25 protein-coding genes are annotated in these 23,052 nt (G+C 40.0%); all 25 read left to right on the top strand.

The window, feature by feature from the left end; all coding sequences use genetic code 11:
• Positions 1–12: 12 nt before the first annotated feature.
• The 25 genes from O3793_RS01465 (at position 13) to O3793_RS01345 (ending at position 23,050) form a co-directional block, all read left to right on the top strand.
• The gene (locus O3793_RS01465; protein ID WP_371445057.1) at positions 13–1,563 is read left to right on the top strand and encodes an ABC transporter ATP-binding protein; all 1,551 of its coding nucleotides are present in this window, start codon (positions 13–15) and stop codon (positions 1,561–1,563) included.
• 1 nt (position 1,564) lies between these two features.
• Positions 1,565–2,623 carry an ABC transporter permease gene (locus O3793_RS01460; protein WP_371445055.1) on the top strand — a complete coding sequence of 353 codons (1,059 nt, stop codon included), beginning with the start codon at positions 1,565–1,567 and terminating at the stop codon, positions 2,621–2,623.
• Positions 2,624–2,629: 6 nt separating this feature from the next.
• Positions 2,630–3,589: an ABC transporter permease gene (locus O3793_RS01455; RefSeq protein WP_371445053.1), complete on the top strand. Its 960-nt coding sequence runs from the start codon at positions 2,630–2,632 to the stop codon at positions 3,587–3,589.
• A 72-nt stretch (positions 3,590–3,661) separates the two neighbouring features.
• Positions 3,662–4,750: a spermidine/putrescine ABC transporter substrate-binding protein gene (locus O3793_RS01450; RefSeq protein WP_048712267.1), complete on the top strand. Its 1,089-nt coding sequence runs from the start codon at positions 3,662–3,664 to the stop codon at positions 4,748–4,750.
• Between the two features lies 1 nt (position 4,751).
• Positions 4,752–6,338 carry an amidohydrolase gene (locus O3793_RS01445; protein ID WP_371445050.1) on the top strand — a complete coding sequence of 529 codons (1,587 nt, stop codon included), beginning with the start codon at positions 4,752–4,754 and terminating at the stop codon, positions 6,336–6,338.
• 246 nt (positions 6,339–6,584) lie between these two features.
• The gene (locus tag O3793_RS01440) at positions 6,585–7,046 is read left to right on the top strand and encodes a MarR family winged helix-turn-helix transcriptional regulator (protein ID WP_048783958.1); all 462 of its coding nucleotides are present in this window, start codon (positions 6,585–6,587) and stop codon (positions 7,044–7,046) included.
• Positions 7,047–7,051: 5 nt separating this feature from the next.
• Positions 7,052–8,002, top strand: coding sequence for a beta-ketoacyl-ACP synthase III (locus O3793_RS01435; RefSeq protein WP_371445048.1), 951 nt, complete (start codon positions 7,052–7,054; stop codon positions 8,000–8,002).
• 25 nt (positions 8,003–8,027) lie between these two features.
• On the top strand, positions 8,028–8,258 hold the full coding sequence (locus tag O3793_RS01430) for an acyl carrier protein (RefSeq protein WP_048712258.1): 231 nt from the start codon (positions 8,028–8,030) through the stop codon (positions 8,256–8,258).
• Positions 8,259–8,280: 22 nt separating this feature from the next.
• Entirely contained in the window at positions 8,281–9,234 is a 954-nt protein-coding gene (gene fabK / locus O3793_RS01425) for an enoyl-[acyl-carrier-protein] reductase FabK (protein WP_048783962.1), read from the top strand.
• A gap of 81 nt (positions 9,235–9,315) precedes the next feature.
• Entirely contained in the window at positions 9,316–10,269 is a 954-nt protein-coding gene (gene fabD / locus O3793_RS01420) for an ACP S-malonyltransferase (RefSeq protein ID WP_371445045.1), read from the top strand.
• A 4-nt stretch (positions 10,270–10,273) separates the two neighbouring features.
• Positions 10,274–11,005, top strand: a complete 732-nt coding sequence (fabG, locus tag O3793_RS01415; protein ID WP_285252242.1) for a 3-oxoacyl-[acyl-carrier-protein] reductase — start codon at positions 10,274–10,276, stop codon at positions 11,003–11,005.
• Between the two features lie 20 nt (positions 11,006–11,025).
• Positions 11,026–12,261, top strand: a complete 1,236-nt coding sequence (fabF, locus tag O3793_RS01410; RefSeq protein WP_371445042.1) for a beta-ketoacyl-ACP synthase II — start codon at positions 11,026–11,028, stop codon at positions 12,259–12,261.
• A gap of 3 nt (positions 12,262–12,264) precedes the next feature.
• The gene (gene accB, locus O3793_RS01405) at positions 12,265–12,723 is read left to right on the top strand and encodes an acetyl-CoA carboxylase biotin carboxyl carrier protein (protein ID WP_371445041.1); all 459 of its coding nucleotides are present in this window, start codon (positions 12,265–12,267) and stop codon (positions 12,721–12,723) included.
• A 33-nt stretch (positions 12,724–12,756) separates the two neighbouring features.
• The gene (gene fabZ, locus O3793_RS01400) at positions 12,757–13,179 is read left to right on the top strand and encodes a 3-hydroxyacyl-ACP dehydratase FabZ (RefSeq protein ID WP_192831712.1); all 423 of its coding nucleotides are present in this window, start codon (positions 12,757–12,759) and stop codon (positions 13,177–13,179) included.
• Between the two features lie 4 nt (positions 13,180–13,183).
• Positions 13,184–14,554, top strand: a complete 1,371-nt coding sequence (locus O3793_RS01395) for an acetyl-CoA carboxylase biotin carboxylase subunit (RefSeq protein ID WP_371445039.1) — start codon at positions 13,184–13,186, stop codon at positions 14,552–14,554.
• Between the two features lie 25 nt (positions 14,555–14,579).
• A complete protein-coding gene (gene accD / locus O3793_RS01390; protein ID WP_371445037.1) occupies positions 14,580–15,440 on the top strand; it encodes an acetyl-CoA carboxylase, carboxyltransferase subunit beta in 861 nt (286 codons plus the stop codon).
• Positions 15,437–16,204 carry an acetyl-CoA carboxylase carboxyl transferase subunit alpha gene (gene accA, locus O3793_RS01385; protein ID WP_371445035.1) on the top strand — a complete coding sequence of 256 codons (768 nt, stop codon included), beginning with the start codon at positions 15,437–15,439 and terminating at the stop codon, positions 16,202–16,204. The genes accD and accA overlap by 4 nt, the downstream gene beginning before the upstream one ends.
• A gap of 86 nt (positions 16,205–16,290) precedes the next feature.
• Positions 16,291–17,355, top strand: coding sequence for a M24 family metallopeptidase (locus O3793_RS01380; protein WP_371445099.1), 1,065 nt, complete (start codon positions 16,291–16,293; stop codon positions 17,353–17,355).
• Between the two features lie 100 nt (positions 17,356–17,455).
• Positions 17,456–17,845: an Asp23/Gls24 family envelope stress response protein gene (locus O3793_RS01375; protein ID WP_371445033.1), complete on the top strand. Its 390-nt coding sequence runs from the start codon at positions 17,456–17,458 to the stop codon at positions 17,843–17,845.
• Entirely contained in the window at positions 17,845–18,306 is a 462-nt protein-coding gene (nusB, locus tag O3793_RS01370) for a transcription antitermination factor NusB (RefSeq protein ID WP_371445031.1), read from the top strand. Before O3793_RS01375 ends, nusB begins: the two co-directional genes overlap by 1 nt.
• Positions 18,307–18,943: 637 nt before the next feature.
• Complete coding sequence (gene folD, locus O3793_RS01365) at positions 18,944–19,792, top strand: bifunctional methylenetetrahydrofolate dehydrogenase/methenyltetrahydrofolate cyclohydrolase FolD (RefSeq protein WP_371445029.1); 849 nt, start codon at positions 18,944–18,946, stop codon at positions 19,790–19,792.
• A 3-nt stretch (positions 19,793–19,795) separates the two neighbouring features.
• Positions 19,796–21,130, top strand: coding sequence for an exodeoxyribonuclease VII large subunit (gene xseA / locus O3793_RS01360; protein ID WP_371445027.1), 1,335 nt, complete (start codon positions 19,796–19,798; stop codon positions 21,128–21,130).
• The gene (gene xseB / locus O3793_RS01355) at positions 21,130–21,342 is read left to right on the top strand and encodes an exodeoxyribonuclease VII small subunit (protein WP_371445025.1); all 213 of its coding nucleotides are present in this window, start codon (positions 21,130–21,132) and stop codon (positions 21,340–21,342) included. Before xseA ends, xseB begins: the two co-directional genes overlap by 1 nt.
• A gap of 4 nt (positions 21,343–21,346) precedes the next feature.
• On the top strand, positions 21,347–22,225 hold the full coding sequence (locus tag O3793_RS01350; protein ID WP_371445024.1) for a polyprenyl synthetase family protein: 879 nt from the start codon (positions 21,347–21,349) through the stop codon (positions 22,223–22,225).
• 9 nt (positions 22,226–22,234) lie between these two features.
• Positions 22,235–23,050 carry a TlyA family RNA methyltransferase gene (locus tag O3793_RS01345; RefSeq protein WP_048713769.1) on the top strand — a complete coding sequence of 272 codons (816 nt, stop codon included), beginning with the start codon at positions 22,235–22,237 and terminating at the stop codon, positions 23,048–23,050.
• Positions 23,051–23,052 lie beyond the last annotated feature (2 nt).

The following is a 23,052-nucleotide window of genomic DNA, read 5'->3' as shown; positions in this document are numbered from 1 at the left end:
GGGGTGAGACGATTGGTAGAAGAAACATTTGTGATTGAGATGAAAGGCATCACAAAAAAGTTTGGTAATTTTGTAGCCAATAATCAGATTGATTTAACATTGAAAAAAGGCGAAATCCATGCGCTTCTTGGAGAAAACGGAGCGGGGAAATCGACATTAATGAATATCCTTTCAGGGTTATTAGAACCAACGGAAGGAGAAATTAAAGTAAATGGTGTTCCAACAAAAATTGATTCGCCAAATACAGCGAATCGCTTAAAAATTGGAATGGTTCACCAACACTTTATGCTTGTGAAGAAATTCAGCGTAGTGGAGAACATTATCCTGGGTAAGGAGCAAACAAAGTTCGGTTTTATCGATAAAAATGCGGTAAAAGAAGAAATTTTGGAACTTTCTAAGAAATACCATCTAGCTGTAGACCCTGATGCAAAAGTAGAAGATATTACAGTTGGAATGGAACAACGTGTTGAAATCTTAAAAACTTTATATCGTGGTGCCGATATTTTGATTTTTGATGAACCGACGGCAGTACTAACTCCTCAAGAAATCGAAGAGCTTATTGTAATCATGAAGCAATTAACTAAAGAAGGGAAATCGATTTTCTTAATTACTCATAAGATTAAGGAAATTCAAGCGGTTGCTGACCGCTGTACGGTTATTCGTCGAGGCAATGTGATTGGAACTGTTGAGATTGGTAATGTTACGGACCAAGAATTAGCAGATATGATGGTCGGACGTTCCGTATCTTTCAAGACGCAAAAAGAACCTGCTAAACCAACAACAGATGCATTAGTCATTAAAGACCTTGTTGTGAAAGATAGCCGTGGTATCGAAGCGGTGAAAGGATTAGATTTAACTGTAAGACATGGTGAAGTTGTAGGGATTGCAGGGGTTGACGGAAACGGACAATCAGAACTCATTCAAGCATTATCTGGGCTACGTGCCATCGAAAGTGGTTCGATTCAATTGGATGGAAAAGACATCACGAAGGTGCCAACAAGACAGCGGACAGAAGGAGGACTCGGGCATATTCCAGAAGACCGTCATAAACATGGTCTTGTTCTTCAAATGGGACTCGATGAAAACATCGGTATTCAAACATACTATAAAGAACCATTATCGAAGAACGGCTTCTTAAATAAGAAAGCTTTTGTGGACTTAGCGGAACGCTTAATCGAAGAATTTGACGTGCGTACTCCTAGTCCAACGGTGGCAGCTGGGGCTCTTTCTGGGGGGAACCAACAAAAAGCGATTATCGCGCGTGAAATCGACCGTGACCCAAGTTTACTCATTGCAGCACAACCAACCCGTGGACTTGACGTTGGTGCGATTGAATACATTCATAAGCGTTTAATCGATCAACGAAATAAAGGTAAAGCCGTATTACTGATGAGCTTTGAATTAGATGAAATTTTAAACGTTGCGGACCGTATCGCAGTAATGTATGAAGGTCGAATCGTAGATGTGTTAGATACAAAAGAAACAAATGAAACTGAATTAGGATTATTAATGGCGGGTTCGACAAGAGAACAAGTAAGAGCAAAGGAACAGGAGGCGTTATAAGATGAAAAATTCAAAATACAAAAAGATTCTTATTCCGGTCCTTTCAGTTGTGCTTGGATTATTAGTCGGAGCTCTTATTATGTGGGTATTCGGCTTTGATGTTGTTAAAGGATATTCCGCATTACTCAAAGGATCGCTTGGAAAACCATTTTATATTGGTGAAACCTTAAGACAAGCCACACCTTTAATTCTAGTAGCGCTCGGATTTGCATTTGCAAGTTACGCTGGTTTCTTCAATATTGGGGTTGCTGGTCAAGCGTTAGTCGGTTGGTTTGCTTCCGTTGCAACAGGTCTCTTACTACCAGATTTACCTAAGATCATTCTATTACCATTATGTATTTTTATGGGGATGCTTGCCGGTGCTATTTGGGCAGGGATTGCTGGTTACTTAAAAGCGTACTTTAACGCGAGTGAAGTCATTGTAACGATTATGTTGAACTATACAGCACTTCATATCGTAAACTATGTGATTCGTGAAGTTTTAACAGAAAAAGCAGAAATCACAGCTTCAGTTCCAGAAGCAGCAAGCTTAAGAATGCAATTCTTGTATCAATTGACAGGAAAATCAACCTTGCATGGAGGTATCTTTATTGCGATTCTGGCTGTCTTCATTGTGTGGTTAATTATGAATAAAACAACAACTGGTTTCGAATTAAAAACAGTAGGATTAAATAAACATGCTGCAGAATATGCAGGGATGAGTGCGAAAAAGACGATTATTCTTGCGATGGTTATCTCTGGTGCCTTAGCAGGTCTTGGTGGAGTAATGGAAGGGTTAGGAACTTTCCAAAACGCATTCGCTTCAGAAAGTCTTCCAAGTATTGGATGGGACGGAATGGCGGTATCGCTTCTTGGTTTGAATAATCCAATCGGTATTCTATTCTCTGCATTAGTATTTGCCATCCTTCGTATCGGTGGGATTTCTATGCCACTACTAGCGAAGATTCCTACAGAAGTCGTATCTATTGTGGTGGCATTTATTATCTTCTTTGTGGGTGCGAACTACTTAATGGAAGTTATTGTTGATAAATTCCCTCAATTTGGGAAGAGAAAGGGGTAATGAGAAATGGATTTAGTAACACTTTTACAAGTAGTTGTCGGGAACATGCTCATCTACTCAACACCGCTGATTTTAACAGCTTTAGGGGGTATCTTCTCAGAACGAAGCGGGATTGTAAATATCGGTCTTGAAGGAACAATGGTCATCGGTGCCTTTGCCTCAGCCGTTTTTAACTTAGCGTTCGCATCACAATTTGGTTCATGGACGCCATGGGTTGCTCTAATTGTCGCGGCAGTTGCTGGAATGTTGTATTCAGCGATTCACGCGTTCGCAACAGTTTATCTGCGTGCAGACCATATTATTTCAGGGACAGTGTTAAACTTACTAGCACCTGCCTTAACCGTATTCCTATGTCGCTTGATGTATAACGAAATCGGACAAACGGAAATCATTACAAACTACTTTGGTAAAACAACGATTCCAGTATTAAGTTCGATTCCAGTCATTGGGAAAATCTTCTTTACAGATACATTTGTTCCGGCTTATTTAGCGATTGGTTTAGCATTTGTTTGTGCGACGGTTTTAAATAAGACAAAATTTGGATTACGATTACGTTCTGTAGGGGAACATCCTCAAGCAGCAGATACATTAGGAATTAACGTTTACCATATGCGTTTTGCAGGAGTATTAATCTCAGGGTTCTTGGCAGGTATCGGAGGAGCCATCGTTGCTCAATCGATTACACTGAACTTCTCAGCGACAACGATTGCTGGTCAAGGGTTCATTGCGATGGCTGCGATGATCTTTGGTAAGTGGAATTCAGTGAGCGTCATGCTATCAGCATTACTCTTTGGACTTGCTCAAAGTTTAGGGGTTATCGGAAACTACATCCCAGTAATTAAAGATATTCCATCAGTTGGCTTGACGATTGCGCCATATTTGATTACTATCATTGTATTGGTAGGATTCATTGGAAAATCGGAAGGACCAGCCGCTAACGGTAAGAACTACGTAAAATCTAAATAAGAATGAGAACTGCTTTTAATCTAGGTGCCATACTGTATTAAAAGCAGTATTTTTAATGAGAAGGGGTTATAAATGAAAAAATTAGTTTCTTTAATTGTTGCAATTCTCGCAATGGTTGCTATTTTATTTGGAGTAAAGAACATGCTTCAAGCAAAAGAATCTACAGAGGAAGTAGAAACTTCATCAGAACAACAGCAATTGTTCCTATTTAACTGGGGGAACTATATCGATCCAGAATTAATTAAGGAATTTGAAGCAGAAACAGGCATTCAAGTTGTCTATGAAACATTTGATTCAAATGATGCGATGGAAGCCAAGCTAAAACAAGGCGGAACGCGTTATGATATCGTCTTTCCAAGTGAATCAAGTATTACCAAATTAGTGAATCAAAATTTACTTCAAAAGCTAGACCATTCAAAGATTAAAGGACTAGAAAATATTTCTCCGTTCTTATTAAATAGTCCAGTGGATAAAGGAAATCAATATACGATTCCGTATTTCTGGGGAACAGTAGGAATTATGGTCAATACGAAATATATCGATCCAGAAAGCATTCAAACATGGAATGATTTATGGAAAGAAGATTTCAAAAATAAAGTGCTTGTTTTAGATGGAAACCGTGAAGCACTAGGGATGGCGCTTCAATCATTAGGCTATTCATTAAATTCAAAAAATGAAGATGAATTAAAAGCTGCCGAGCAAAAACTTAAAGAGTTAAAACCAAATGTTCGTGCGGTTCTTAATGAAGAAATCAAAACAATGATGAAACTTGAAGAAGCTCCAATCGGAATGGGGTATTCTGGAGACGCGGCGGCAGTTGCAGAAGAAAATCCAAACGTCCAATATATCTTACCAAAAGACGGCAGTGCAGTTTGGACAGATAACTTTGCGATTGCTCACACAGCTGTAAATATCGATGGTGCGTATGCCTTTATTAACTTTATGCTTCGACCAGAAAATGCAGCTAGAAATGCCGAATACGTGGGTTACTCAACACCAAACGAAAAAGCAAAAGAGTTAATGGATCCTGAAGTGACTTCTGATGAAACATACTATCCTTCAGAAGAAATTATCAATTCATTAGAGCATTATGAATATCTAGGAAATGACTGGATTCAAAAATATAACGAAGCCTTCTTAGACTTCAAGATGGAGTTATAATATGCATTACTATTTAAAAAGTAAACATCTCTTTATTGGAGATACAACGAAGGCAGTTTCTGGAATTTTAGAAATTAAAGATGGTCGAATTGTTGGCCACTTCGATTACAATACGCCTGTTGAAGGAGAAATCTTAGATGCAGGAGACAAACTAGTCGTTCCTGGTTTTATTGATGCACATGTGCATTTATACTTATCTGCCTTAATTCATTTAGGAAAAATGAAGGCAGTTGGTGGACCAACAATTGATGAGGTAGTTCTTCAAGCAAGTTCGATTCCTGAATATAATGGTTGGAAAATCGGAATTGGTTGGTATGCGAGTGATTTCGGACAACAAGTCTTACCGACAAAAGAAGATTTAGATAGAGCATCAACAGACGTACCTATCTGCTTAATCGCAGGGGATGCTCATACGATTTGGCTCAATTCAAAAGCGCTAGAAGTGCTTGAATTAACGCCAGATGCGATTCCGCAAAACATCGGCGGAGAAGCAGTGGTGGCAGACGGCGAACTTACAGGGGTGTTCCTTGAAGCAAAAGCCATCTATTATTTATCAAAAGTCTTGTCTGTATATAAAGACGACGAAGAGCAAGCGTTAAAAGATTATATGTCTTATTTAAACAAAATGGGTGTGACGGCTGTAGGGGATGTTGCCTTAACGGGAGAAAGCCCTGATGATATCGTGTATCCCGAACTCTACTCGAAAGTAGAAAAGGATGCCACAGTTCGTGTGAGCTTCTTTCCAGCGATGCGTGAAGAAGTGGAACGTAACCGTGAACTCTACAAGACATACCGCTCTGACATGCTCCAAATGGGGGGCGTGAAGCAATTTTACGATGGAGTGACCAGTTCGCATACGGCGTATTTAAAAGAGCCGTATCCGATGCCGTTCTTCGAAGGAGACGTCGGTGGACCGCTTTTAACGGAAGAGAAGATGGAACGCTTAACACTTCTTGCCAATAAAGAAGGATGGCCAATGCGTATTCATACGGTTGGGGATAAGGCGATTGCGTTAACGCTTCAAAACTTCAAAAAGGCGCAAGAAGAGACTCCGTTTGACGCTCCGAATAAATTCAATACGATTGAACATTTGGAAGTGATGGATCCAACAGACCTTCCATTAACGGCTCAGCCTTCATTAATTGTTTCAGTGCAACCAAGTCATTTATTAGTAGGATACGAGACTTTAGATGAAGAGGTGGGTGCAGAACGTTCGCGTCATATGTTCCCGTTCAAATCTTTCTTAGAAGAGGGTGCAACGCTTGGATTTGGAACAGACACGCCAGTTGTACTAGATGTGACGCCGTTTGAATCGATGTTTAACGCAGTAGCCCGCCAAACAAAAGAGCAGCTACCAGTGCCATGCTTAATGCCAGAACAACGTATTTCGATTGGTGAAGCATTAAAGGCACACACGAGTGGGGCAGCAAAAGCACTCAGTCGTTTAGATATTGGCACACTAGAAGTCGGTTCGTTAGCAGATTTCGTAATTCTAGATAAGAATATTCTTGAAAGTGACGCAATGGAATTGTTAAACACGAACGTAGAAGCGACATACGTCAATGGTAAATGTGTCTATAAACAATAATGAGAAAGCTAGATAGAGCAGTCTATCTAGCTTTTTTTATGTGTTTTAATCTTTTTAAAAATTGTTCTTTTTATGAAAATTACAAACAATAATTCCTAATTTAAAAGGAATGTAAGCTTTTTAAATTTTGAAAATAGTTTGAAATTCAAAATAAATGTTTAAAAAAGGTTTGACATTCAAACTATCTCTCGTATATACTTTGATTATCAAATGATTTGATATTCAAACAAAAAGGAGAAATCTTTTATGGAACCAACTCTAGAGACCATAAACGGGTATTTGGTGGACGTCTTTAATCAAATGCTCGACATTGAAGAATCTTCGCTGGCGCAAAGCCAATTTAATGATTTATCCATTAAAGAGATGCATGCCATTGAAGCGATTGGAATGTATAACGAACATACGACAACAGAAGTCGCTAATAAATTAAATGTTACTGTTGGGACGCTAACAGTTGCAGTGAATGCTTTAGTGAAAAAAGGCTATGTTGTTCGTTTGAAGAGTGAAACCGATCGAAGAATTGTAATTTTAGGTCTGACCAAGAAAGGTCGCTTACTTTATCGTCTTCATCGTAAATTCCACGAGAAATTAGTTTTAAAAACTATCGAGGGAATGAATGCTGAAGAAATGGCAGTTCTTGTTAAAGGACTTCATAATTTATATGATTTCTTACACGAGGCTGTACTAGCAAATCAAGAAGGGAAGTAGACATTGTGGGGGTTCAAGTGATAGCGACAAGTTCCTATCTCCCAACGTCCGTGATCACAAACGATGACTGGGCGAAACGAGTAGATACTTCTGATGAATGGATCGTTAAGAGAACAGGAATCAAAACCCGTTATTGGGCAAAAGAACAGACAACTAGTGATTTGGCGACAATTGCCGCTAAACGCTTAGTTGAAAAGAGCAATATCTCTCCTGAATCCATTGAATTTATCATTGTAGCAACGATGACACCAGATGCAGCAAGTCCTTCTTGCGCGTCACTGGTACAAGGAGCAATCGGAGCAACGAATGCATTCGCATTTGATATCAGTGCTGCTTGTAGCGGATTTGTCTTTGCCTTATCAACAGGTTTAAAAATGTTGGAACATGGTCAAAGAAAATACGGAATCGTCATCGGAGCAGAAACAATGCTCAGTTCACTCGATTGGGAAGACCGCTCAACGGCTATTCTCTTTGGAGATGGCGCTGGAGCTGTTCTTTTACAAAAAGATGAAGAGCCATTTTTATTGGCGGAAACATTACAAAATGATGGACAGAAATCTGAGGCATTAGTCGCTGGAAAAAGAATGACAAATCAAACACTTTCAACCATGACAATGGATGGTCGAGGCGTTTATGAATTAGTCAGCAAAACTGTTCCAGTCAATATCCAAGAGACTTTACAAAAGGCTGGATATACTGCCGACGATATTGATTTGTACTTGTTACATCAAGCAAATCGTCGTTTAGTCGAACAAGTGGCTAAGAAATTAAAACAACCGATCGAAAAATTCCCAATGAATATCGATCACGTTGGAAACACTTCGGCTGGAAGTATTCCGATTTTACTCAATGAACTCGTAGAAAACGGAACATTGAAAATTGGAGAAAATACAAAATTACTTTTATCAGGTTTTGGCGGAGGCCTTGCCTGGGGAAGTATCACAATAACATTATAATTTTAAACTATTGGAGGAAAACACAATGACATTTGAAAAAATTCAAGCAATTATCGTAGATCAATTAGGTAAAGAGGAAGAAGAAGTACAATTAACAACTCGTCTTAAAGACGAATTAGATGCAGACAGCTTAGATTTATTCCAAATCATCAACGATATCGAAGATGAATTCGATGTGAAAATCGATACTGAAGAAGGACTAGAAACAGTTCAAGACTTAGTAAACTACGTTGATGCTCAATTAGCTGACAAATAATTTTAAAAAGGGATGGTAACACATGAAATCAAGAATCTGCGACATGATTGGAATTGAATATCCGATTATCCAAGGAGGGATGGCATGGGTTGCAAATCCTGCGCTTGCAAGTGCAGTGTCCAATGCCGGCGGTTTAGGAATCGTTGCATGTGGACACGCTCCTGGCGATGTCGTTAAAGGATTCATCGAAGAGATGGAACGTTTAACAGACAAACCATATGGTGTAAATATTATGCTATTAAGTCCATTTGTTGATGAAGTTGTGGATGTCGTTTGTCAGGCTGGCGTGAAAGTGGTTTGTACCGGTGCTGGTAATCCTGGCAAATACATGGCGAAATTTAAAGAAGCAGGAATTACAGTAATTCCAGTTGTAGCTTCAGTTGCTCTAGCGAAAAGAATGGAAAAAGAAGGCGCGGACGCAGTTGTTGTAGAAGGGATGGAAGCAGGCGGACATATTGGTAAGTCTACGACCATGGCACTTTTACCACAAGTAGTTGATGCGGTAAACATTCCAGTTATTGGTGCTGGAGGAATTGGTGACGGACGCGGGATGGCAGCGGCTTTGATGCTTGGTGCCGATGCAGTTCAACTTGGAACTCGTTTCCTTGTTGCAACTGAATGTACTGCACACGATAACTTCAAAGCTTCTGTATTAAAAGCTAAAGATATCGATACTGTGATTACAGGACAAATTACAGGGCACCCTGTACGTGTGTTACGTAATAAATTAACAAAAATCTACTTACAAGCTGAAAAAGAAGAAACTGGTAAAGAAAATCCAGACTTCGAACGCTTAGAAGATATTGGACGTGGAGCACTACGTAGAATCGTAGTTGAAGGGGATACTCAAATGGGATCAATGATGGCTGGTCAAATCGCTGGTTTAATTTCAAAAGAACAAAGCTGTTCTGAAATTATCCAAGAATTGATGGCAGAATCTCATGAAGTAATCCAAAAACAACTTGCACGTTTTTAATTAAATGAAAAAGGGAATGGTGAAATATGCTTATTTAGCATACTTCCACCATTTTTTTTACAGCGCAATAGGAGGAAACTCATGAAAATCGCATTTTTATTTCCAGGTCAGGGGAGTCAAAAAGCACAAATGGGCTTAGAAATTGCTGACAACTTCGAAGTGGCAAAAGCTGTTTTTGAAGAAGCTAGTAGCGTTCTGCCATACAGTGTGGCTGACATTCTTTTGGAAGAACCTGCCGCACGTATCAATCAAACAGAATATACACAGCCGTTGTTATTAACGGTTTCTCATGCATTAGCAAGCGTCTTAGAACAAGAAGGCATCACACCTGATGTGACGGCTGGATTATCTCTAGGTGAATATTCAGCACTTGTTGAAGCAGGAGTCCTTGACTTCAAGGAAGCTCTAAACTTAGTCGCAAAACGCGGTCAATATATGCAAGAAGCGGTTGTAGAAGGCGAAGGGAAAATGGTGGCCGTTTTAGGTCTTGAAGACAATGTTATCGAAGACATTTGTCGTGAAGTTTCAACACCAGAAGCCCTAGTAGTTCCTTCAAACTACAACACACCAGGCCAATTAGTCATTGGTGGTCATGCAGAAGCAGTAGACGTAGCAAGCGAAAAATGCATAGAAGCTGGCGCAAAAAGAGCCGTACCACTTGTAGTGTCTGGACCTTTCCATACACCATTAATGGAAGAGGCGAAAGTTCGTTTTGCTCCTGTGATGGAGGTAGCCGAGTTACATGAAAGCAAATGCCCTGTATTAAGCAATACGCTTGGCACACCACATGAAGGGATTCCTTCAAAAGACGTTCTCTGTGATCAAATTACAAATGCCGTGAAATGGAAACAAAATGTTGAGTGGATGCTTCAAGAGGGCGTAGATGTCTTTATTGAAGTAGGTCCTGGAAAAACATTGACGCAAATGGTGAAACAAATTGCCAAAGCAAAAGGTGCTTCTGTTCAATTATTCCACACAGATAACCTTAAAGCGGTGACAGAAACAATTGAAAAAGTAAAGGAACTGAAAGGATAACGAAATGAAATTTAAAGATAAAACAGTTGTTGTAACAGGTAGTCGTCGTGGTATCGGACTTGGAATCGCGTTAGAATTCGCTAAACTTGGCGCTAACGTTGTCTTAAATGGTACTCGTGAAATTGATGCAGAAACACTGGCACAATTTGATGCTTATCCTGGTGAAGTAATGACATTTGTTGGAGACGTTTCGAAATTCGACGTAGCTGAAAACTTTATTAACGAAGTAAAAGAGCGTTTTGGACGTATCGACGTGTTAGTCAATAACGCTGGAATTACGCGTGATGGTTTATTAATGCGTATGAGTGAATCTGATTTTGACGATGTAATGAATATTAACTTAAAAGGATACTTCAATATGATTCGTTTTGCGACTCCAGTTTTCGTAAAACAAAAATCAGGAAGCATTATTAACATTACAAGTATCGTTGGGGTTACAGGGAATGCAGGTCAAGCAAACTATGCCGCAAGTAAAGCCGGAATCATTGGTTTAACAAAATCTGTTGCTAAAGAAATCGGCTCTCGTGGGATTACAGTGAATGCTATTGCTCCTGGATACATCGATACAGATATGACACAAGCATTACCTGAAAAGATTCGTAATGAATGGGAAAAACAAATTCCATTACGTCGTTTCGGTACAGTAGAAGATATTGCGGAAGCCTGTGTGTTCTTAGCGGAAACAAAATACGTTACAGGACAAGTGTTAAACGTTAACGGCGGATTATACATGTAATCTCTTAAAGGAGGAAAACAATGAATCGAGTAGTAATTACAGGAATGGGAGCAATCACTCCTTTAGGAAATGATGTTAATAGCTTCTGGGAAGGCCTCAAAGAAGGTAAGAACGGAATTGCTCCAATTACAAAATTTGATAAAAAAGACTTAGATGTTCATGTGGCGGCTGAAGTAAAAGACTTCGATGCTACAAAATACATGGATCGTAAAGAAGCAAAACGTATGGATTTATTCTGTCAATACGGACTAGCTGCAGCAATCCAAGCCGTTGAAGATAGCGGCATTACTCCAGAAAATACAGACTACGACCGTTTTGGTGTCATGGTTGGTTCTGGTATTGGTGGGTTAACAGTAATGGAAAGCCAAATCATCAAAATGCATGATAAAGGCCCAACACGTGTAGCTCCATTATTCGTTCCAATGGCAATCGGAAACATGGTTGCAGGAAATATTTCAATGAAGATTGGTGCACGCGGCGTATGTACATCTTTAGTAACAGCCTGTGCAACAGGAACACATGCCATCGGGGAAGCGTTCCGTAACATTAAACATGGTTACTCAGATGTGATTTTAGCCGGTGGTGCTGAAGGTTCTATTTGTGAAATCGGAATTGCAGGATTTGCTGCTTTAACGGCCCTTTCAAGCAGTGACAATCCAGATGCAGCTTCATTACCATTTGATAAAAAACGTGGCGGATTCGTAATGGGTGAAGGAGCAGGGGTTCTTGTTCTTGAAAGCCTAGAACACGCTCAAAAACGTGGTGCTAAAATTTATGCAGAAGTTGTTGGATACGGTGCTACAGGAGATGCTTATCATATGACGGCTCCAAATCCTGATGGAAGCGGTGCTGGTAAAGCAATCTTACAAGCCATCGAAGAAGCAGGAGTAGCTCCAAGCGAAGTGGACTATGTGAATGCTCACGGTACAGGTACACCAGCTAACGATTCAGCGGAAACAACTTCAATCCGTTATGCGTTAAAAGAAGCTGCTGATAAGGTTCATGTTTCAAGTACAAAATCAATGACTGGACACTTATTAGGGGCTGCTGGTGCTATCGAAGCGATTGCCTGTGTGAAAGCAGTTGAGGAAGACTTCGTTCCACCAACGATTAATGTAACAGAGCAAGACGAAGCGTGTGATTTAAACGTAACTCCAAACGTTGGAGTTTCTACAAAAGTAGATGTAGCAATTAGTAATTCGTTAGGTTTCGGCGGACATAATGCCGTAATCTGCGTGAAGAAATGGAAGGATTAATACATGAATGTAGAAGAAATTAAAGAACTAATGACTTTGTTCAATGATTCAAACATGACTGAGTTTCATTTATCAAACGAAGAGTTCGAAGTGCAATTTAGTAAACGCGAGGAATATCCTCAAGTCGTTTCTAATGCCGTTGCAAACGTGGCAAGTCCAGTAGTAGAAGCTGCTCCAGTGGCCGCTCCTTCTGCAGAAGCTCAAGAAGCTCCACAAGTAGCAACAGATGCAAAATACATTACAAGCCCAATCGTTGGGGTGGTTTACTTACAATCTTCACCAGATGCAGATCCATTTGTACAAGTGGGTAAACAAATCACTTCAAACGATACTGTATGTATTGTCGAAGCAATGAAAATCATGAACGAAATTAAGAGCGACTTCAATGGTGAAGTTGTAGAAGTCCTAGTAGAAAACGGCCAAATGGTTGATTTCGGACAAAAACTATTTGCGATTCGCTAAACCCAATTTTAGGAGGAAATTAAGATGAACATTATGACTGTAACAGACGTAGCTGAGTTAATCCCTAACCGTTACCCAATTTTATTTATTGACCGTGTAGATGAATTAGTACCAGGTGAGCACGTTGTGGCACGTAAAAACGTGACATTTAACGAAAGCTTCTTCCAAGGACATTTCCCTGGTGAACCTGTAATGCCTGGTGTGTTAATCGTTGAAGCATTAGCACAAGCGGGTTCAATTCCATTATTGAAATTAGATTCTTTCAAAGGAAAAACAGCTTACTTAGGTGGATTAAACAATGTTAAATTCCGTCAAAAAGTAACTCCAGGAGATGTGTTAACACTTCAAGTGGATATCGTGAAATTAAAAGAATATGCAGGAATCGGTAAAGGCGTTGCTTATGTCGATGGTAAGAAAGTCGCAGAAGCTGAATTAACCTTTATTATTGGACGTTAAGCCTATGTTTAATAGAGTACTAATCGCAAACCGTGGAGAGATTGCTTGCCGCATTATTCGTGCTTGTCGCGAGTTAGGAATTGAATCGGTGGCAGTCTATTCCCAAGCGGATAAAGATGCTCTTCATGTACAATTAGCTGACCATGCCGTTTGTATCGGACCTGCTGCTTCAAAAGATTCTTACTTAAAAGTTGAAAATATTTTGAGCGCAGCTGTTATAACAGGCGCACAAGCGATTCACCCTGGATTTGGATTCTTATCGGAGAATGCCAAATTTGCCAAAATGTGTGCGGAATGCAATATCACTTTCATTGGGCCTTCAAGCGAAGTGATTTCTCAAATGGGGGATAAAGCAGAAGCTCGTAAGCAAATGATTGCGGCAAACGTACCGGTAATTCCTGGTAGTGATGATGTCGTTGCAACCGTTGAAGAAGGAATTGAACTTGCAAAGCGTATCGGCTTCCCGCTCTTAATTAAGGCGGTTGCTGGTGGTGGTGGTAAAGGAATTCGTCGTGTTGAAACAGTTGAAGAATTTGAACATCAATTTGTCACAGCTCGCCAAGAAGCCTTACAAGCCTTCGGAAATGCCGATGTGTACATGGAACGTATTATCTATCCAGCCAAACATATTGAAATTCAAATTTTAGCCGACCAACATGGAAATGTGGTTCACCTAGGAGAGCGTGACTGTTCACTTCAACGTAAAAATCAAAAGATTATCGAAGAAGCGCCAAGTCCATCTCTTTCTCCCGAGCTTAGAAGAGAAATGGGGGAAGCAGCTGTTCGTGCTGCTAAAGCAGTCGGCTATCAAAACGCAGGAACGATTGAGTTTCTTGTGGATGAAGAAAAACATTTCTATTTCATGGAAATGAACACGCGTATTCAAGTAGAACATCCGATTACAGAAATGATTACGAATGTGGATCTTGTGCAACAACAAATTAAAATTGCTGCAGGAGAAGAGTTACCATTTACGCAAGAGGATATTACCTTCGAAGGTCATGCGATTGAATGTCGTTTAAACGCTGAAAATCCATTTGAAGGCTTCCGTCCTTCTCCAGGAAAAGTAACATTCTTACACCAACCTGTTGGTGGTATGGGCGTTCGTATTGAATCCGCATTGTATACAGGGTATCAAATCCCACCATTCTACGATTCAATGTTAACGAAGTTGATTGCGCACGGTAAAACACGTGAAGAAGCGATTCTTCGCATGAAACGTATGCTTTTTGAACTCGTGGTAGAAGGTGTCGATACCAACCAAGAATTCGTTGAAGATTTATTAGATTCACCAGCATTTAGACGCGGAGATTATACAACTGCGTATGTTGAAACTGAATTTTTGAAACACTGGAATCAACCAAAAGAGAAATAGAATGATTTAATAAAGGAGTGATTAGATGGGTCTGTTTAGAAAACGGTCGTATATCACTATTAATCGTACCAAAGTAGACTTATCTGAACAGTCTGAGTTACCTACAGTTCCGGATGGGAAATGGGTGAAATGTCCTTCTTGTGACAAGATTGTCTACAAAGAGGATTTAGGATCCTTAAAAGTTTGTCCGCACTGTGATGCTCATTTTAGAATTAATGCGGCTGAACGATTAGCCATTACGGTAGATACTTTCCAAGAACTCTTTGAGGATGAAAAACCAAAAGTGGATGTAGCCTTTCCTGGGTACGAAGCGAAATTGGAGAAAGCCTCAAAAGTAGCCAAAGAAAATGAAGCTGTGACAGTCGGTGTGGCAACGATTGGGGAAGAATCCTTTATTTGCTGCGTCATGAACTCATTCTTCATGATGGGGTCAATGGGACAAGTCGTTGGTGAGAAAATCACGAAGGCTTTCCAAGAGGGAATTAAACGCCAATTGCCAGTTGTGATTTTTACCGCTTCAGGTGGTGCTAGAATGCAAGAAGGGATCTTTTCTCTCATGCAAATGGCGAAAATCTCAGGAGCTGTGGAAGAACACCATCAAGCTGGATTATTCTATTTAACAGTATTGACGGATCCAACTACAGGAGGCGTCACTGCAAGCTTTGCGATGCAAGGCGACATTATTTTAGCAGAACCAAAAGCGATCGTTGGATTTGCTGGAAAACGTGTTGTGGAACAAACCATGAACCAAAAACTTCCAGATGATTTCCAACAAGCGGAAACAGTTCTTGAACAAGGATTTATCGATGCGGTTGTTCACCGTAAAGAAATGAAGAAGATGATTCATCGTCTACTTGTCCTTCATGGAAAGGGGTCGAATGCATGAAACCAATGAAAATTGTTGCGTTGGCACGTGATGTGAAACGTCCAACCACAAAAGAATGGATTAACGCCGTATTTGACGACTTTATTGAATTACACGGTGACCGTTACTACGCCGATGATAAAGCCCTTGTAGGTGGAATTGCGACATTAAACGGCAAGCCTGTTACGGTGATTGGGATGGAGAAGGGGCATACACTTCAAGAAAACTTGAAGACAAACTTCGGTCAAGTCCATCCAGAAGGATATCGAAAGAGTGCACGTTTAATGAAACAAGCCGAGAAGTTTAATCGTCCCGTTGTGACGTTTATCAATACGGCTGGTGCTTTCTGCGGGGCCACTGCAGAAGAACGTGGAATTGGTGAAGCTATTGCAGATAATCTTCGTATTATGAGCCACTTGAAAGTTCCGATTATTGCCATCCTTTGTGGTGAAGGAGGAAGCGGTGGTGCATTAGCACTTGCCGTTGCCAATGAAGTATGGATGATGGAATATGCGATGTATTCGATTCTTTCTCCAGAAGGATTTGCATCCATCTTGTGGAAAGATGGTTCTAAGGCCAGTCAAGCCGCTGAACTCATGAAATTTACAAGTAAGGATTTGTTGGCGCAAAAGATTGTAGACCGCATTATTCCAGAAAAGAAAAAGACAAATGAAGAGATTGCTTTAGATATGAGAGAACAATTAGAAGTTCAATTGAATGAGTGGTCACAGAAATCGAAAGAAGAAATTGTAAGCCAACGTTTAGAGCGATTTAATCAATATTAGAATTGGATGAAAATTCCAAGGAGCCTGACTTTTTTGTTAGGCTCTTTTTTGTTATACTAGAGTTACCATTTTCATTGGAGGGAACAATTATGACACGTTTAGAAAAAGTAAGAAATTCCATGAAAGAACAAGAAATTGATGGACTTATCGTCTATAGCCCATACAATTTGCGTTATTTAGCAAACTTTACTGGAACAACAGGGTTTGCATTAATCACGTTGACAGATGCTTATTTTGTAACAGATGCACGTTATACACAACAAGCACAACAACAAGCAAAAGGATTCCATGTGATTGAACATAAGACAGGTTGGGTTCCAGCGTTTGAAAAAATTATTCGTGAAAACGACTTAAAATTTGTTGGGTTTGAAGCAGACCATGTTTCAGTTTCTCAACTAGAAATCTTCGAAGATGCGTTTGATACAGCATTAATTCCAACGCAAAACATTGTAGAAAAAATTCGTGAAGTCAAAGATGAAGGTGAAATCCAAACAATCCGTGAAGCTTGCCGTATTTCAGATGCTGCATTCCTACACATTTTAGATTTCATTAAACCAGGTGTGAGCGAAATCCAAGTGGCAAATGAATTAGACTTCTATATGCGTGGACTTGGAGCAACTGGAGTTTCATTTGATACAATCGTTGCTAGTGGAGTTCGTTCTTCAATGCCTCACGGTGTTGCGAGTGCAAAAGTGATTGAAACTGGAGATCTAGTAACGCTTGACTTTGGTTGCTACTACAATGGTTATGTGTCTGATATGACTAGAACAATTGCTGTTGGTGAACCAATTGACCAATTAAAAGAGATTCACGATGTTGTCCTACAAGCTCAATTAAAAGTGAGCGAAGCAGCAGGACCTGGTAAAACAGGAGTTGAATTAGACAAGATTGCTCGTGACTACATTGCTAGTCGTGGTTATGGCGAATACTTCACTCACTCAACAGGTCATGGTATCGGTCTTGAAATCCATGAAGCACCAAATGTTTCTCGTATTGCGACACAAGCGTTTGTACCAGGTAACGTGATTACAAATGAACCAGGAATTTACCTTCCAGGTGTTGGTGGTGTACGTATCGAAGACGACATTATTATTACTGAAACAGGCGGCGAAGTGATTCAAAAAGTTCCTCGCGAACTCATTATTCTCTAAAATAGACGGTAGTTGTGAGAATAGCTGTTTCATGGTAAACTAAATGAGAATTGGAAAATCTTTTTATGAGTAATTTTCTATCAAACAGGGAGGTTACAAAATGGAACAAATCAAAAAATATTCTAAAGATCAAGAACTAGGTGCAATCGAAATTGCTCCTGAAGTTATCGAAAGTATTGCAGGTATTGTAGCTGCACAAGTGGAAGGCTTCTATCCAGTTCCTGGATTCTTAAACACTATTTTTGGTGGAAAACAATTATCTAAAGGAGCTTATTTAACAGAAGAAAACGGATCATTCGTAATTGATATTTACGGAAATGTAGATTACGGTGTTTCAATTCCAAAAACAGCTCTAGTATTGCAAAATAAAATTAAAGAACAATTATTATTCAGCTGTGAATTAGTCATTTCACAAGTGAATGTTCACGTTCAAGAAATTTTACCAGTGCACCATGCGGATGCAGAATTATTTGAATTGGGGGATGAATAGTGAGTCGTAAACCATTAAAAAGACGAGCACTACGAGTATTGGCCATTCAAGCTTTATACCAACTAGATGTGTCGCCTGAAATGCACATTGTAGATGCGCTTAGTCTTGCGTTGGAATGCTCAGAAGATTCACCTTATTCTATCGAAGCAATTACTGAAGAAGAGTTACTTAACGAAGTTCCAGAGATTGCATACAGCATAGCATTAGTGCGAGGAGTTCAAGATAATGTCGAGAAAATCGACGCATTAATCGAAAAGTACTTAAAAGGATGGAAGCTAAACCGTATCGTTCGTTTAGACTTAATCATCATGCGAGTGGCTATTTTCGAAATGACTTCTCCAGAATTAGAAGTTCCACAAACTGTAGCGTTAAACGAAGCAATTGAAATCGCAAAAACTTACAGTGACGAAAAATCAGCGAAATTTATTAATGGTATCTTATCAAACTTAGTAAACGGGTAAGATTCTACTACACGAAGAGTCTGAAGCAACAGTTTCAGACTCTTTTTTAAAGGATACGAGGGCGAACGTTTGGCCACAATTCACAGTGCGAATTGTGGGTCGTTGGACTGATATGACGCAAGGGACTCGGGACGAGTCGTGCGGACATATCAGGAAATGGACGTCGGGCCTGTGAGCCCGAGTTCAACTAAAAGCAGGATGTGAGAAAAGGCGGTCATAGGCGATGACGGTTCGCAGGTTAGCAGCAAAGGACTGTCTACAGTCGTGCGGACTAACCTCGAAAGGCTTGAGCCTATGCCTTTTCGAACTCAACTATAGGATGTGAGGTCGAAAGCTACGAGCCCGAACTCAACTACAGGATGCGAGCAATCGAGTTCAGAAATGGAACGTTGCAAAATCCTTCACAGTGCGAAGGATTTGGGTCGTGGGCATTGCAAATGATATTGAATGGTTAATCTATAAGACAATACAATATAAATTATTTGCAGTAATAAACCACCGCGCCTAAGTCATGTCACACCCCATTGAATGCACTAAAAAATTATCATATATGATAATTCACACATTTGTTAATTTCACCATACATATTTTATTTTTATCAATTTAACAACATTATTTTAAGAAAAAGGAGACTTCTATGACGCAAATTCTAGATGGGAAAGCATTAGCTGGAAAAATAAGAGAAGGACTAAAACAGGAAGTAGAACAACTTTCTAAAAGTGGAGTCACACCTTCACTAACAGTAATTCTTGTTGGAGAAGACCCAGCTAGCCAAGTGTACGTGCGTAACAAAGAACGTGCAGCAACAGAAGTAGGCATTCATTCAAACGTGATTCGACTCAGCGAAGAAACGACACAAGAAGAGTTATTAGAATACGTGAATAAGCTCAATCATGACGCAAGCATTCACGGAATTTTGGTGCAATTGCCCTTGCCAAAACATATCGATACTGATGCTGTCTTAGAAGCGATTGTTCCTGAAAAAGATGTGGACGGATTCCATCCAGTGAACTTGGGGAAGTTACTGCAAAAGGATGAATCGATTGTTCCGTGTACACCGCAAGGAATCATGGAATTCTTCAAAGAATATAATATTAATCTTGTTGGAAAAGAGATGGTGATTATCGGCCAAAGTACGATAGTCGGCCGTCCAATGGCACTTTTAGGATTGAATCATGGTGCGACAGTTACAGTTTGCCATAGCCGTACTAAAGATTTAGCCCAAGTTGCTAAACGTGCTGATATTTTGATTAGTGCAGTCGGAAAAGCTGGACTCATTACAAAAGACTTCGTGAAAGAAGGAGCCGTTGTGATCGATGTCGGCATTAACCGTAATGAAGCAGGAAAACTCTGTGGTGACGCCCTCTTCGATGAAGTGGCACCACTCACAAGTGCAATCACACCTGTTCCAGGTGGGGTGGGCCCAATGACGATAGCAATGTTACTAGCGCAAACCGTAAAAAATGCAAAAAGTAAGAAGGAGTAGGACATGGAACAAGAATACTTAACCGTCAGTGCGCTGACGAAGTATATTAAAACTAAATTTGACCGTGATCCGCACTTAGACCGCGTTTACTTGACGGGAGAAATTTCGAACTTTAATAAAAATAGTGTGCATAAGTATTTCAACTTGAAGGATGAAAATGCCATTATCGCTGCAACGATGTTCCAAGGAGCGTACAAGAAAATTCAATTCCAACCAGAAGAAGGAATGAAGGTTCTTGTGATTGGGCGCGTAACGGTATATGAGAAATCTGGGAAATACCAAATGATTATCGAGCACATGGAACCAGATGGTGTTGGAGCTCTTTATCAAGCCTATGAACAGTTGAAAAAGAAATTAACGGAAGAAGGCTTATTTGCTGGACCGAAGAAACCAATTCCTGTATTTCCAAAGAAAATTGCGATTCTAACCAGTGATACAGGTGCTGTTATCCGAGATATTCAAACAACGGTTGCACGTCGTTTCCCAATCGCGCAACTCGTGTTATATCCAACCGTGGTGCAAGGAGTACACGCGGTTCCAAGTATTCTTAAAAACTTAGACTTAGTCGAACAGTCGGATGCCGATGTGGTTATCATTGGTCGTGGTGGAGGTTCCATCGAAGATTTATGGGCCTTTAATGAGGAACCGGTTGTAAGACGTGTCGCTTCATTCTCACTACCTATTATCTCCAGTGTAGGACATGAAACAGATACGACTTTAACAGACTTTGCTGCTGACCAACGCGCAGCTACACCAACTGCCGCAGCAGAACTTGCAACGCCGGTTTTAAATGAGATTCATTTAAAACTTGGAAATTTAACAGGGCGCTTGCAAACGACGATGCTGAACCAGTTGAATACTCGTAAAGAGTTATTAAGTAAACTAGAAAAGTCGGGTATTTTCGTAAAACCAGAGCGGATGTATGAAGTCTATGCACAACAAGTCGATCAACTGCGATTAAAACTAATGCAAGGCATGCAACAAAGACTTCACTTGGCAAAACAACAGTCGATGCAATTTACGCACCGCCTGCAATTAGTGTCGCCAGAACAAATCTTAATTCAACAAAAGCAAAAACTCGAATGGTTGCATAAGCAATTAGTTGATAGCAATCAAAATTACTTGCAAGATAAGCAAATCAGATTCCAACAATTAGTGGAGAAATTAGATTTACTCAGTCCATTAAAGATTATGACACGTGGTTACGGTATCGTATTTAAAGACGGCGATATCGTAAAATCTATTGACCAAATTGAAGAAAAACAACCAATTGAAATCAGACTCAGTGATGGTTTAGTGAATGCTACTGTCACAGCAAAAAATAAGGAGAGTTTATAATGGCTAAAAAAGAAATGAAATTCGAAGAAGCAATGGGTGCCTTAGAACAAATCGTGCGCCAATTAGAAAGCGGAAATGTTCCTTTAGACGAAGCGCTTGATAAATTTAAAGAAGGAATGGAATTAAGCCAGTTATGTAATGAAACATTGACAAAAGCCGAAGAAACCGTTCGTGCAATGATTACAGTGAATGCAGAAGGAAAAGAGGCATAGTCGTATGGTGAAGGATGTTATTCAACAACTTCAACAAGACGTAGCACTTCATTTAACGCAGCTGATTGAAAAAAGAACTTCAGATTCACGCCTAAAAGAAGCGATGCTATACGCGGTTCAATCCGGTGGGAAACGTATTAGACCGCTCTTGACGCTTGCGGTTGGTTCAGCTGGAACTTCGTCAAATGAAGCAGCGTTAGACTTGGCCTGTGCCTTAGAGATGATTCATACGTATTCACTCATTCATGATGACTTACCAGGAATGGATGATGATGACCTGCGTCGTGGCCGTCCAACTGTGCATAAGGCGTTTGACGAAGCGACTGCGATTTTAGCAGGGGATGCATTACTTACATTAGCATTTGAGGTTGCTGCGAATGCTAATTTAGAAGCGAATCAGTTAGTGGAAGCCGTGAAGATTTTATCAACAGCTTCTGGTATGAGTGGCATGATTTCAGGGCAAATGAAAGATATTGCTAGTGAAGAAGTGACGATTACTTTGGAACAAATGAAAGAAATCCATCGTGAGAAAACAGGCGAGTTATTACTAGCTGCTGTTCGTCTTGGAAATCTATTTATCGATGATGCGAAGATGAAAGAAGCTTTTGTTTCATATGCGACTCACTTTGGCCTAGCATTCCAAATTCAAAACGACTTGCAAGATGTGTGCTGGACAAGTGAGCAAACTGGTAAAGAAACAGGTAAGGATTCAGAACTTAGTAAAAATACGTATCCTAGTCTCTTAGGAGTAGAAGGCGCAAAAGATGCCTTAGCAAGCGAAATTTCGTCTTGTAAGCGTACGTTAGAGGAAGTTGAGTTTACACCAGCAAATCAACAAACAAAGGCGCTACTCGTTGAATTTTTAACGTATTTAGAAATATAGGAGTAACAAATGGAAAAAGAACGTGTGGATATTCTTGTCGTCCAACAAGGGCTGACAGATTCCAGAGAAAAAGCCAAACGTCTTGTTATGGCAGGACAGATTGTGGATGCAGTGAATCATAACCGATACGATAAACCAGGGGAAAAAATTCCTGTGACGAGTTCATTGATGATTAAAGGTGAACCGTTAAAATATGTCTCTCGTGGCGGCTTGAAATTAGAAAAAGCCTTAAAAGAATTCGATGTCAGTGTTGATGGGAAGATTTTATTAGATATTGGTGCCTCTACTGGTGGCTTTACAGATGCGGCCTTACAAAATGGTGCTAAACAAAGTTATGCGCTCGATGTAGGGTATAACCAATTAGACTATAAACTTCGCCAAGATGAGCGTGTTGTTGTGATGGAGCGTATGAATTTCCGTTTCGCAACTCCAGATGATTTCACAAAAGGACAACCAGATGTGGCGTCAATCGACGTATCGTTTATCTCATTAAAGCTTATTTTACCGCCATTAAAACCAATTCTAAAAGAAGGCGGAGACGTGCTCGTGTTGATTAAACCACAATTCGAAGCAGGTCGTGAGCGCATCGGAAAAAAAGGGATTGTGAGTGATCCAAAAGTCCACGAAGATGTATTAGTAGATATTTTAAGCTTCAGCGAACAAATTGGATTTACTGTTGAAAAAGTAACGTATTCGCCAATCACTGGTGGAAGTGGGAATATTGAATTTTTAGCGCATTTAAAAAATACGGCTCCAAGCGAAGTTCATTCGTTTGAAGAACTCGCGCGTGAGACGGTTAAAGAAGCGCAACGATTAAAAAAGTAAAG

Origin of the sequence: Granulicatella sp. 20925_1_28, assembly GCF_041433575.1 — a bacterium.
Lineage (GTDB): Bacteria > Bacillota > Bacilli > Lactobacillales > Aerococcaceae > Granulicatella.
The sequence above is the reverse complement of the archived record's forward strand: the minus strand, read 5'-3'. Positions and strand labels throughout refer to the sequence as shown.